At 39.0% G+C, this 11,982-nt stretch carries 13 protein-coding genes; 8 read left to right on the top strand and 5 right to left on the bottom strand.

What is annotated here, in order from left to right; genetic code table 11:
- The first annotated feature begins 209 nt into the window (after nucleotides 1–209).
- The 6 genes from G3569_RS17670 (at nucleotide 210) to G3569_RS17650 (ending at nucleotide 4,426) form a co-directional block, all read left to right on the top strand.
- Nucleotides 210–1,103 carry a type II CAAX endopeptidase family protein gene (locus tag G3569_RS17670; RefSeq protein ID WP_165271414.1) on the top strand — a complete coding sequence of 298 codons (894 nt, stop codon included), beginning with the start codon at nucleotides 210–212 and terminating at the stop codon, nucleotides 1,101–1,103.
- Nucleotides 1,104–1,297: 194 nt separating this feature from the next.
- The gene (locus G3569_RS17665) at nucleotides 1,298–1,459 is read left to right on the top strand and encodes a hypothetical protein (protein WP_165271413.1); all 162 of its coding nucleotides are present in this window, start codon (nucleotides 1,298–1,300) and stop codon (nucleotides 1,457–1,459) included.
- A gap of 195 nt (nucleotides 1,460–1,654) precedes the next feature.
- Nucleotides 1,655–2,017 (top strand): SDR family NAD(P)-dependent oxidoreductase, encoded by a 363-nt coding sequence (locus G3569_RS17660; RefSeq protein WP_165271415.1) that lies wholly within the window; start codon nucleotides 1,655–1,657, stop codon nucleotides 2,015–2,017.
- Complete coding sequence (locus tag G3569_RS18480) at nucleotides 2,014–2,265, top strand: hypothetical protein (protein ID WP_205720276.1); 252 nt, start codon at nucleotides 2,014–2,016, stop codon at nucleotides 2,263–2,265. Before G3569_RS17660 ends, G3569_RS18480 begins: the two co-directional genes overlap by 4 nt.
- A complete protein-coding gene (locus G3569_RS17655; RefSeq protein ID WP_165271412.1) occupies nucleotides 2,262–2,681 on the top strand; it encodes a VTT domain-containing protein in 420 nt (139 codons plus the stop codon). Before G3569_RS18480 ends, G3569_RS17655 begins: the two co-directional genes overlap by 4 nt.
- 308 nt (nucleotides 2,682–2,989) lie before the next feature.
- On the top strand, nucleotides 2,990–4,426 hold the full coding sequence (locus tag G3569_RS17650; protein ID WP_165271411.1) for a pyridoxal phosphate-dependent decarboxylase family protein: 1,437 nt from the start codon (nucleotides 2,990–2,992) through the stop codon (nucleotides 4,424–4,426).
- 116 nt (nucleotides 4,427–4,542) lie between these two features.
- Here the strand turns inward: G3569_RS17650 and G3569_RS17645 are convergent, their stop codons facing one another.
- From G3569_RS17645 to G3569_RS17635, 3 genes are read right to left on the bottom strand one after another with little or no spacing between them, the layout of a single operon-like run.
- The gene (locus G3569_RS17645) at nucleotides 4,543–5,541 is read right to left on the bottom strand and encodes a hypothetical protein (protein WP_165271410.1); all 999 of its coding nucleotides are present in this window, start codon (nucleotides 5,539–5,541) and stop codon (nucleotides 4,543–4,545) included.
- 10 nt (nucleotides 5,542–5,551) lie between these two features.
- Nucleotides 5,552–6,142, bottom strand: a complete 591-nt coding sequence (locus G3569_RS17640) for a hypothetical protein (protein WP_165271409.1) — start codon at nucleotides 6,140–6,142, stop codon at nucleotides 5,552–5,554.
- A gap of 15 nt (nucleotides 6,143–6,157) precedes the next feature.
- A complete protein-coding gene (locus tag G3569_RS17635) occupies nucleotides 6,158–6,682 on the bottom strand; it encodes a type IV pilus modification PilV family protein (protein ID WP_165271408.1) in 525 nt (174 codons plus the stop codon).
- Between the two features lie 721 nt (nucleotides 6,683–7,403).
- Here G3569_RS17635 and G3569_RS18475 point away from each other — a divergent pair.
- Both G3569_RS18475 and G3569_RS17630 read left to right on the top strand, forming a co-directional pair.
- Nucleotides 7,404–7,547: a hypothetical protein gene (locus tag G3569_RS18475; protein WP_205720275.1), complete on the top strand. Its 144-nt coding sequence runs from the start codon at nucleotides 7,404–7,406 to the stop codon at nucleotides 7,545–7,547.
- A gap of 214 nt (nucleotides 7,548–7,761) precedes the next feature.
- On the top strand, nucleotides 7,762–8,469 hold the full coding sequence (locus G3569_RS17630; RefSeq protein WP_165271407.1) for a hypothetical protein: 708 nt from the start codon (nucleotides 7,762–7,764) through the stop codon (nucleotides 8,467–8,469).
- A 74-nt stretch (nucleotides 8,470–8,543) separates the two neighbouring features.
- On the opposite strand, the gene G3569_RS17625 is transcribed toward G3569_RS17630, so the two are convergent.
- Together G3569_RS17625 and G3569_RS17620 are read right to left on the bottom strand one after the other, a co-directional pair.
- On the bottom strand, nucleotides 8,544–9,368 hold the full coding sequence (locus G3569_RS17625) for a PKD domain-containing protein (protein ID WP_165271406.1): 825 nt from the start codon (nucleotides 9,366–9,368) through the stop codon (nucleotides 8,544–8,546).
- 541 nt (nucleotides 9,369–9,909) lie between these two features.
- Entirely contained in the window at nucleotides 9,910–10,284 is a 375-nt protein-coding gene (locus tag G3569_RS17620; protein WP_165271405.1) for a winged helix-turn-helix transcriptional regulator, read from the bottom strand.
- Between the last annotated feature and the right edge of the window lie 1,698 nt (nucleotides 10,285–11,982).

Raw genomic sequence — 11,982 nt, 5'->3', positions numbered from 1 at the left:
TCTTGCTTTGTTCGCTTAACATATGAGCCGGCGGATTCGGAGGGCAGGTTCCTGTTTTGGGCTTTTAAGCTCTTCGTCGTTATTTATTAACTTACCATTTTTCCTGCACCTTATGTGCAAGATCGTTGTTTTTTTAAGAAGCTAATTTTTTCGAGTCATAACATATCAATATGTTGAAGCACAAACGAAAACCGCGATGAGGTTCATAAATGAAACTTTCAGATACAGAAAACATCAAGAAAGTACGAAAATATTTCAGCAGAATTTCGATCAAGAAAGGCTTCTTCTCCATACTTATCGTTCTTATTCTTGCATTTACTGGATTTGTTATTGTGCAGAACAAACTTAAACTGGGTAGGTCATGGGAAGAACTCATTCTTGGCTATATTACTTATGCACTTCCTTTTTTACTCATCATTTGGATGTTTCGGAGGGCTGACCATCCAATGAGTTCCATTTTTAAAAGAGCCTCCAACAGAGTTTCGCAGGTCGTAATGGTAATTCCCTTAATAACCATTTCAACCGGTGTGGTATGGGTGGTTATTCTTCTTCTGAATCTGATAAGCACGGAAACTGCAAAAACTTATTTGAACTGGATCAATAATACTGGAGCATTTAATCATATCCATGAAGCCACAATACTTCAACAAATACTCTTTGGGGGGTTAATCATCGTTGCGGCACCTGTGATAGAAGAGATTATTTTCAGGGGTGTTATGATTGAGCGCTTGGGTGCTAAATATAGTTATAGCAAGGCAGTTGTTATCTCTTCTGTAATCTTTGGTCTTTTGCACTCAACACCGTTGGGAGCGTTTATTTTTGGCGTTGTTCTCAGCTTTCTATATTTAAAAACCCAATCCTTGTTTGTCCCGATTTTGATTCATGCTACAAATAATGCGCTTGCCCTGTTTTTGATGATTGCTAATAAAAATTATGCTCTGAATTATGGTACTTGGGGAACAGTCAAACCCTATATTTCAAATTCCTGGGCAGGCATATTCCTTTTTACTGCTGGAATTATTTGGCTTAGCTGGTATATAAAACAGAACTGGCACAATATTACGGACAAAGAGCCTTTTAAATTGGAAGCAGAAAAAACCTGAATCCCCCAGCCTGCACATTAACCCGAACCTCACTAACCGGGGCACAGCGCACCTTTTGCGGTCGTCGGGTTCGCTAGATACAACATCCGGCTTTGGCTTTTAAGCTCTTCTTCGTTAATTAATAGAACAACACTAATCTTTGTGCACCTTATGCCCGGACCATTACAGGGCTTAAATAACTTTTTCAACTAGCTGTGTCAGATCCTCAAGAGCTGTTATCAAAAACATTAAAAGGAATCGTCAATTTTGAGGATGCCACCCTTGCCAGGCTGCTCAACCTATTTGAGCTCAAGCATTTTGATAAAGACTACCATTATGCAAAGGCCGGCGAATACTCTAAGAGAATGGGATTTTAAGAGCTTATCACAACACCGGGGAAGGGAAATATTATAATAAAACCTTTTTTACCGAAGGTTCTTTCGTAGGGGCCTATTCCTCATTGATAAAGTAAAGCACGAGCTGGACGTCAATGTCTATGCCCCTATTGCACTTGTTGGATTATTATTGCCGGTTTTATCACTTAACGATCAGCCGACCATTGTAAACGTTTCATCTGGCCCTGCCCCCCAAAAAAACAGGCTCCGGTCTATTGCGGCTCTAAAGCAGCGATCCACATCTTCACAAAATCGTTACGATACCAGTTGGAAGACCGTAATATCAGTGTGTTTGAAGTAATCCCGCCCCTAGTTGATACTGCCATGACCAAAGGACGCGAGAGGGATAAAATGGCACCGGAACAGTTATGCCGGGAATTCATCAGAAAGTTCAAAAGAAATAAGTACGAAATAGCCATTGAAAAAGTAACATGGCTTAAGCTACTCCGGCGATTAAGTCCAACCCTTGCCGACCGCATGCTTAAAGATAGCAGTGAAAAATACCCCCTTTCATCCCCAACTCTACTCCACTACGTATGAAATATTTGATCAAAATAATTCTCGTACTTGCCCTGTTATTTGTTTCAACGTTTTTAATAGTAAATCTAACCGGTCTGGTAACGATAGCGAAGATTGAATACTGGATGCAAGCAGCTGATCAGCTTTCCCCTCTATATGTTGCTGTAGTGGTTATACTATTGCTCTTTTGTGATCTGTTTATCGCAGTACCAACACTTACTATTTCAATTTCGGCTGGATTTTTTCTCGGATTCCCCTGGGAGGGATGAGCGCTATCACGGGCATGACATTGGCAGGACTTTCCGGATATCTGTTCAGCAACAGGTACAGAGATGCATTGTTTAAATTTTTGATTAAGAACCCTAAACCTCGGGCAGAAGCGATATCGACTTTTGAGAATTATGGTTTTGCCATGATCCTGATGAGTAGGGCGGTACCAATCTTCCCTGAAGTTTCGCCTTGCCTCACCGGGATTACAGAGATGAAATTTCCCCGATTTGTTCTTGCCTGGTCATTGAGCACCATCCCGTATGCCTTAATTGCTGCGTATGCCGGATCGGTAAGCTCTATCGAAAATCCCATGCCGGCTATATATACGGCCATATCAATGTCTGCGGCCTTATGGGCAGGATGGTTTTTATATAGTCAATATCAAAAAACGAAACCGGTTTCTCATAGTGAATAAGGCCTATAACCCGGCGCATAGATACGCCTCCCGTTGATAAGGGCACAGCATCTCTCCTTACTATTTTGTTTTTCTTCCTGCCAACCACTAAACTGCAATTGAATTCACAACAAGCTCCGTGCCCGTTATGCAATAAGTCGTTATTTGCGCTCCCCCTGTTTCAACTATCAAATTGACAACCTGTATGAAAAACGTCACCAATACTAACCGCTGTTCTGAATGTGGTGCTCAGCTGGCAAACGGTAAATCCTGCCAAGACTATTTTGATGCATTGCTCGCACTAATTCTAAATCCAACATATTTATTAAATGGACCAACAAAAATTCCCTGCTAATGCTTTTATAAATCCCTCAGGAACTAACAAGGAGGGGATCGAAAATTTCATTTCTAAAGCATTACATCGGATTATTTCTGTTATTTCATCTTCAGAAACTCGTTCACCATTACCTGGGGAGATCGATATCCCAAACCAACCTATTCCTGAGGAATCAATTGGAGACGAGCAACTAATTGACCATTTAGAGACCTTACTTTTAAGTTCTATAAACCCTTCCCATCCCGGCTGGCTTCCCCACATGGATCCGCCCCCTACCACAGCTTCACTAATCGCTGATTTTGCTACGGCATCTGTCAATAATAATATGCTTAGTGTAGAGATGTCGCCCGCATTTTCCAGATTAGAACAACAAGTTGTCCGCAAAATTTGTCAGATGTTTAATCTCGGTCAAAAAGCTTCTGGCGTATTATGCAGTGGTGGTAGCCTTGCAAACCTGCAAGCCCTGGCAGTTGCACGTAATAAGAAACTCAGTACAAAAGAAGGTGGCATTCAAGAATTGCCCAAAAAACCTATACTATTTGCTTCAAAAGTAGCGCATACGTCCATCCAAAAAGCAGCAATGATCTTGGGATTAGGACAAGATTCTGTGCAACCCATTCCGGTTGATTCGGACTCACAAATGATAACTGAAGAACTAGAGGCTGCCATTAATCAGGCAAAAAATGACGGCAAGCTACCTTTTTGTGTGGTTGCTACTGCCGGTACCACAACGACAGGAAATATTGACCCGCTCGAAGATATTGGTAGCATTACACAACAAGAAAACCTGTGGTATCATGTTGATGCTGCGTATGGGGGCGCATTAGTCTTTTCAAACTCACACCACGATAAACTTGCAGGAATATCAAAAGCTGATTCAATTACATTTAATCCCCAAAAATGGCTCTATGTGGCCAAGACATCTGCAATGGTCCTGTTTAAAGACCAAGATCACTTGGTTAATAGCTTCAAGGTTGGTGCTCCATACATGGAACAAGATGAAGAACGTATTAATCTGGGAGAAATCAGTTTACAGGGAACGCGACACGCAGATATTCTCAAATTGTGGGCTTCGTTTCAACACATCGGCAGAAAAGGCTTTCAGCAATTAATTGATCAAAGTTATCAGCTGACTAACCTACTTCATGATAAACTCAAAGTCATCGACTGTATACAGCTGGCCAGTACTCCAAAAATGAATATCATCTGTTTTCGCGGTCAACCCAAATGGATTACTTCAGCAAGGTGGGACGAATGGAATAAAGGGTTACAAGAGTATCTACTTGAAAACCACAAGATTTTCTTTTCGTTGCCTACCTACAACGATAGTAAATGGCTACGAACGGTTATTCTTAACCCCTTTGTAAATAAACAAAGCATCAATAATATAAATCAGGGCATTACTTCCTATATCAGGAAAACCCAATAATATTTTTATTAAGCTTTCTGAGTATGCACCGAAATTTTCTTGTTTCCATATTGGTTAATAGTGATTTCACCCATTGACCAAGCAAGAAGAGGCGCACCCATAGACTTATAGGATATTTAGTTATAAATACTGTTTATTGTTGCCTTATTAACCCCTAAATCCATATCATTGACCATATCTATGGCATCACTGCTATAATATATTGTGGGACTACCTGTTATCTTGCCTTGCCCTTTAACCTGTACATTTGAATTATCTGAAAAAATCATAGATCCGTAAATTACTTCAGAACCTGTCATTTCCAGAGTTCCCCGCACAATAATTTGTCCCTTAAATTCAAAAGAACCATTCGCATTAAAAGTTGCCCCTTCCGGGATAATTAAAACCCCTGCTCCTTTCTTACCAGTAGCAGTTACCGACCCTTCAATTTTTGTTATTTGGGGATTAGCTTGTGTACCCATATTACCGGTTCCGGAGTATGATTGAGCGATATTAAGATATTTATCTACCTTGTCTTTAAACTTATTATTATTCAAATTTTGATCTTTTACGTACCCGGCCGGATCACCCGTAGTTGTAGCACCGCCAACCAGATCAATAGTCTTATTTTGTTCTTTGGAAGATATGATGCCCGGCTTATCTTCTCCATAACCTATTGGACTTGTTCCATCCATTTTACGATCCTTACCCCTTATAGTAAAACTTCCAGAACCGTTAAGTTTTGAATCCTTGCCATAAAATGCCATAGCAGCGGGTGATGGAAAAGCATTGGGGTTGGGGTCGACGTTTGCAACCACCGTATCAGTAACTCCATTTATAGTTGCAATGGAGGTGATGATGATGCTATTAGGATTGGCCCCTTGCTTCCAAGAATATTCAACCGTCCCGTTATTTATCTGCTTGTTTTCTGTGCTATTTTCAGACCAGTTTTTATCTTCGTTGTATTTACTGATTCCAAATTGTAATCCCGTTAAGCTCAGATTTTTAGCTGATGCAGTATTTGCTACAGTAACCGATGTTTGGGTCATTTGTGAGCGTTGCTCGTGCATACTTGAAAAGGTATACCCCATTGCTATTAGTAGCCCAAATACAATAATTACCATTGCTCTTCCCATAACAGATACCTCAGAATTTTAAATTTATTGGTGAAAATGTATGAGTCCAGGTCGTTGAAACATATTTGGATGATATATTATCCGCCCCTCCAATTTTTCCGGGACACTCAACGGTAACAGAAAGTTCAATGTGGCGTATTTTATTACGCAGCACCTGTACGTTGGTTAATGGTATCACATTCATATTCTTGTCTTTATACGTTAACTCAAAGTCTGTTACCCCAAGTTTAATTTCGGTTTGTGTCCCGTCAACCGAACGTCTTAGTACATAATCATTGGGGTTCGGTGAGTCTACAGGCGTGTTGGTATCAAATTTCCATCTTACCGTTTCCAGGTCACCATCCTTGTTGTCAATATTGCTTTTGAATTCAATTTCATCTGTGGTTGCCTTGGTAATAGGGTCCTCCACAGTGGCAGTGTCGTTGTATGCTATTTTGGGGATATCATGTTCTATAATCTCTTTGATGCCGTTTATGCGCTGCTGCACAATCTGGTTCATGGTGAGCTCCGCGGAATTGTAGGATAAATTCATGTTGAGACTCAGAATGCTCAGCAATAATATACCGGCAATAATAAAACTCGTAACCAGGCCAAAATTCATAATAACCTCTGTTTTTTAATAGTATCTGCGTAAATAAGAATGCGTAACCTCAATTGGTTTCCCATCAGCATCTGTTAAATATTGGCTGGAAACACTAACCTGCATTTTTTTGAAAACGGTTCGGTCGCCACTGCTGCTGCCGATACTGCCGTTGGCGATCTCATAATCGGGCCCGGAGACATACAGCACTTTAATTTTTACCGAAAAGGCATCCTCCTCCTTATACCAATCAATCGTTTCCGAAAACCTATGGTAATCGTCAAAATCATCGAAGGTGTTCTCATTGGTACCCTCTTCTGGCTCGCAACGGCTAAAGTCTTCGGGAATATTAGAAGGCGTCCCACTTTTAGTGTTATTATCAAATGGTAATATCCGCGCCTTATTAATGTATGACTGGGCAATGGAGATCGCCTTTTTTTCCGCCTCACTTCTGACCGAATGTTGGCTGTTCATAAACATCATCTTGGTAGAGATCGTCATAATGATAGCAAAAAGCACCATAGCCAACATCGTTTGTAAGACTTCACTATAGCTTGCCATAGTTCTAGGAGTTTGGTTTATATCTCCGGGTTTTGCGAGTTTCCCCGGAAATGGATTCTTTGAATGAAAGATCTGATTCAACTATCCCAAAAATCTGCAGGTTATATTGTACTACAGGTTATTTCGCAACGGTATAGTAACTAATGCTAAGGAAAGGTTCCGCTGAATTAGCGAATTCTAAGCTACTTAAAGAAATACTTAATTACCGTTATACTGATCTGAGCGGGATATTTCTGCCAATATTCCGGTGGGTTTTGACTAACAAGATTTTAATTTCATTAGCTCTTCCCACCTCGGCTGAAATTTTTTTGCACTCATTCGATGAAAATATGGTTAAGCTAAAAATGAACTAACCGGAGGTCGAAATGATCTGGTACAGACTTATATTAATACACAAAAAAGCTTGTTACCTTGTTATATTGCCCTATTTAAGGCAGAGCCCCCTTTACTTCACAAACCAAACACCAAGCCCTCCTCTTACTTTTCAGAGTAACCCAAATAGGGAAAAAATAAAAATATTCTTATCTGTTTTGTGATCTTTGAGACTGCCACAACAGGGAGCTTCTGAAATCCAGCCTGCGACCCTGAAAGCAGGAAATAGATCTCTCTTTTAAAAGCTAAAAAATTAGGTTAAGCAAGTTTAGAAAATATTAATGCTCTTGTTAGAAAATCTTAAACAACGGTAGAGAAGGTAAAGGAACTGCTCTGACGACAGGAACCCGTGAAACGGAGAACATTTAATTTCGGAGCATTTTCCAGGAATGCCGAAATAATTCGCGTAATAAGCATAGAACATGAGGCAGATAACAATGGTATTAACCTGTCTGACCACCTGCCAACAATCCGTTATCAGCGTATTGGTTAAAGGTGAATAGCCCATAAAACAAGCCCGGGTAACCCGGCGTATTTGAGCCAAGATACTCATGCTGTTCATTGGGACCTTGGGCACGCCCCCTTCCCACCAACTGCTGGCTTTTTAGTTAATCGTTCATTATTTAGTTAATCTACATTCATCCGCATGCTCCATAAGTCCAACATAATTGGCGCAACTTTAAATAACCATCACCCATGAAAAAATATTGTTATTCATTTTGGTCGGAAGTTTTGTAAGTGCTTGTACTACCTCAGGTACTCCCTATCAATTTAATAATTCTGGAGGCCCTACCCTTAAAAAGTCCTTGTTCCCTTCTGACCAAAAATTAATCAGCCAAGCTGCCATTGGCACAATTCTTGGCAATAAAATTAAACTTCCTGCTGATGCTAAACTTGCTGTAATTAAATTTCCCGATAGTAATCCACGCCAAGAAACCTCTTTGTATGGCTACGGCTATTGGAGATCAGAAGATTACCTTAAGCTTCAACAATCATATATTGATACTGTTGTTTCAGGTGTTACGAACGCTAAGCCAATCAGAACGGTCTCGCTTCTGCCTTCCCTGCTAACCCCAAAAGATCCAACCATCCCAGTTCTCAGAGAAGCAGCTGTTCGCCTGCAAGCCCCTTTGCTGCTAATCTTTAGAATCAATAGTGATATTTATGAAGAATTTAGGTTTTTCCAGAAAAACCGGGCCAAAGCTTTTGCTACCGCAGAATTAGTGATGCTTGATGTTAGAACAGGCATTATACCCTTTACTACTATTGTAACGAAAGACCATCTTTCAGAAAAAGTAGATTCAGATTCTAATAATAGAGAAATGATGATGAGAACAGAACAAGAAGCAGTAAATAAAGCTTTAGACTCTGCAACCTCAGATTTAGTAAACTTTTTTGATAACACAAGTTTATAATATTGTGCTTCTCCCAATTAAAAAAGGTCCCACAGCTTTTAAACTGTGAGACCTTTTACGTATCGAAATAACATCTATTCCCACTCTAATGTAAGCCTAATTGTTCCTTCATCAGATTTCACTTCAGCAGTTTCAGGAGTTTCACTTAACCACTGCTTTCTAATTGTAAAGTAATCAGTTGGAACCGACTCAATGAATTCATTAGCCGTAAACTCATCCTCGTCAATAATACTAAAGATAAAATTTGTGTCGAAATCGACACGCCCAATTTCCAAACCGGGACTTTGATATTCCCAATATGCGGGCAGATCAGATTTTCCAAGATCTGTGTACGTTGATCCCATGGTATGCTTTCCGCCGACGTCATTTAAAAGGTTAATAAATACATCCGGTGCTGAATTGGTATCCCAGCCTTCACCATTCTCATTCGTAAATGGCATGTCCACTATTTCTATTTTTTTGATGAACATTGTTTTCGGTTCAACTGTAATTGTTTTGGAGATACTGTCTTCTCCATCCTCATTTTTCGCGGTGAGTGTTACGGTTACTTTCCCATATTCTGTATAGGATTTTGTAGGATTTGACTCATTGGCTGTTGTCCCATCCCCAAATTCCCAAGTATAACTGTCGGCATCTTTGGAAGAATTATTAAACTGTATCTCGCCGCCTGTAAACATATCACCCTCTACACTAAAAGAAGCCGTTGGCAGTTGTAGGGGTTCTTCTTGCTGTTCTTCCTCAGATGGACCGGTGGTATTTGAACTACAAGCTACAAATAGGGATAAAGATAAAATGAATACTGATAAAATAGTTAGTGGTCGGTAATGCATATTCCAGATGATATTTAGGATTTGTGACTCAAGTAAAGCACTCTGTCGGTTAGCTAAAGAAGTAGCCATTCACATGATGAATACTCCTGGCAACCAAAGTGCTCCCCCGAATTGTGATGTTTATTATTAAACAGTAAGGTCGAATATCGACATTGATTAATCCATCTTCAAGAAAAAAGCTACAAATAAACCCGAGTCCCTAAAGCCTATAACTTATTGATTGGCAAAGGGTTATATTTCACCCAACACAATCTTGATTCTAAAGCAATCGTTTTCTTCTATAGACACCATGTAACTAATGATGATCTTTAACCGATATTCATACAGGTAATATTTCCAAGAATATGCTTCACTAACAACCGGACCTATTCCTGAATATTATATCTCTAATAGGCAATAGGTTTCATATGAATAAGACTATGTTAGGATACTAACCCGCGCAAACCACCTTGCCCCATCTGCCAGATTTTACATGCATAAGCGTTATACAGAAGCTGGCTTCTGTAGACAGCTCTGTGCCGGTTTTATTTTGTGGCTGCCAACTGATAAACTGCAATTTAATTTACAAGAACCCATACAGTATATTCGCAAAGTCGTTATACGTTCGGGTTTATAGTGTAAAGTCAGGGTCAAGCCTTTTTTGCATCTCCTCCGACACTTCTTCTCTAATGTGAGTCATCCCCCAGCTAATAATTTCATCTACCAATTGCCTTAACGTGCTCCCTTTTTCGGTTAAGTGATATATCACCACTTTGGGTACTTTGGATTTTAACTCATCTCTTTGAATCAACCCATCGGATTCCAGACCGCGTAATTGTTCAGTCAAAACCTTTCTGCTGATGTTGGGCAGATGCTCAAGCATTAGGCTAAATCGATTAATATCACTTTGTATTAAATACAATAGAATTGGTTTCCATTTTCCAGAAATAAGGGAAGTGAACTTATTTATAAAACAATTCTCAGCATCAAAGTGTAAAGAAGACATAAATGTTAAACTGTGTTAAAAGTACAGGGTAACCATTCGGTAACTTATTGTATAGACTAAGTATAACTACAATCTTTGCGGAGACATACAACCACAAGATAATTGAAAATCATGTATCAAAAAGTAGCTTTCTATAGCAATGTATTATTAGTCCTCACCAGCATTCACCATGTCTATGGCGCTTATATTTATAACACGCCATGGAGATTCAACATTTTATACTTCAGCATACCAATCATCATTTTAAATATTGTTGTTCAACAACAAGTAAGTACGAAGAGGGTTGGGAAATATCTATTCTGGATTTCTAACCTATTGTTCACAGTATGTCAAATAGGTTTGTTTGAGGGCATTTATAACCACTTATTAAAGAATGTATTATTCTTCGCAGGGCCCCATCAGGCCTTATTAAACCAACTATTTCCACCTGACACATACTTTATGCCCGATAATTTATTTTTTGAGATAACCGGCATACTACAAGCTTTTCTATGTATTCCCTTAATATACTATTGTAGTATCTCACTAAAAAGAAACAGCTAGAAATCCAGATAGCAAATAATTGAATTGAAAAACTCATTTAATTGTATGGGCTGTCTTCTTTTTTATGGTAATGTCCCTATACTTGTGTAAAAATTGTCTGATTGACTCATAATTTCTTTTTGGTTTACCTAACCCATGATTATATCACATAGGCCTCTTGAATAACATATTATGTTTCACAGATACTAATGTGAGCAAAACGATACCAAAATGAAAATTATAGGAGAATGTTATATCAACTTGTTGCGATATAATATGTTGATATAACATTATTTTGTAAGAACTTTCCTTTGAAAGGATCTCACAAATGTGGTAAACTCATAACATCTCTCTAATTGAATAGTTAAGGCCCATTCATCTTGTAGGTGTTTGGGCCTTTTGCAATTCAAGTTAATCAGTAAAAATGTTTGCAAATAACAACAATTATATATAATAATACAGGTAAGCACTTTGATAAAAATGTAAAGTAAAAAAGCCTGCCACAAGATGTGACAGGCCTGAATATTAAAGTAGACTGAGGATCTTGAGTAGCTTTTCCGCTACATCAAGTAGGTCCTTTAAATAATCTACTGGCTGTTTTTGGTTGCCATCCATTTCGTCAGCCATAACGGCCTCCTCCCTAAAAAGGGATTTTACATGGTAACTCGCTGCAACGAGTTACCTGTTATCGTTTTTGTTAAGGCCCTCTTGGTAGAAATACCTTGAGGGCTTTCTCATTAGTTAAATATAAAGGACTGGTGCTGTGGAGCAAGTAACTTGACTGATTACTTTTCCACAAAAGTCTAAAGTTATCCACAATTGGATAGATCCTTACCACAATTTTTTCTGAATTTTGCTCAAGAAATCCACAACCTATGGATAACTTTTCAACAATAACACCAAACATCCTCTCAGAGCCTCCTAGTAGGATCAAGGTTTTTTAGTAGGTTAATATTTTCTAATATTTGTATAAAAAAAGCTTTTTGCTGAAAAATAGTGCTGTGTATAAGATTGTGTAGGAACCTGAAAAAAGGAGAATATCCACATGGTTGAGCTAACCAGGAAAAGAGTAAAGAAGATTTACCTGGAGTGCAGAAATATACCTGATTGTCCGGACTCCTTCCTTTAATTACTTATCCAGAGCTGTGTTCAATCCATTAATGCAACAGAGGCTGC

This window comes from Fodinibius halophilus, from assembly GCF_011059105.1.
GTDB classification, from domain to species: domain Bacteria; phylum Bacteroidota; class Rhodothermia; order Balneolales; family Balneolaceae; genus Fodinibius; species Fodinibius halophilus.
This window is presented reverse-complemented; position numbering and strand designations above follow the sequence as displayed.

What these genes read in the sequence shown, in the direction of transcription:
- G3569_RS17640 (WP_165271409.1), bottom strand. Translation starts at nt 6,142, where the DNA reads ATGAATTTTGGCCTGGTTACGAGTTTTATTATTGCCGGTATATTATTG.
- G3569_RS18480 (WP_205720276.1), top strand. Translation starts at nt 2,014, where the DNA reads ATGAAATATTTGATCAAAATAATTCTCGTACTTGCCCTGTTATTTGTT.
- G3569_RS17625 (WP_165271406.1), bottom strand. Translation starts at nt 9,368, where the DNA reads ATGGCTACTTCTTTAGCTAACCGACAGAGTGCTTTACTTGAGTCACAA.
- G3569_RS17635 (WP_165271408.1), bottom strand. Translation starts at nt 6,682, where the DNA reads ATGGCAAGCTATAGTGAAGTCTTACAAACGATGTTGGCTATGGTGCTT.
- G3569_RS17645 (WP_165271410.1), bottom strand. Translation starts at nt 5,541, where the DNA reads ATGGGAAGAGCAATGGTAATTATTGTATTTGGGCTACTAATAGCAATG.
- G3569_RS17650 (WP_165271411.1), top strand. Translation starts at nt 2,990, where the DNA reads ATGGACCAACAAAAATTCCCTGCTAATGCTTTTATAAATCCCTCAGGA.
- G3569_RS17670 (WP_165271414.1), top strand. Translation starts at nt 210, where the DNA reads ATGAAACTTTCAGATACAGAAAACATCAAGAAAGTACGAAAATATTTC.
- G3569_RS17655 (WP_165271412.1), top strand. Translation starts at nt 2,262, where the DNA reads ATGAGCGCTATCACGGGCATGACATTGGCAGGACTTTCCGGATATCTG.
- G3569_RS17620 (WP_165271405.1), bottom strand. Translation starts at nt 10,284, where the DNA reads ATGTCTTCTTTACACTTTGATGCTGAGAATTGTTTTATAAATAAGTTC.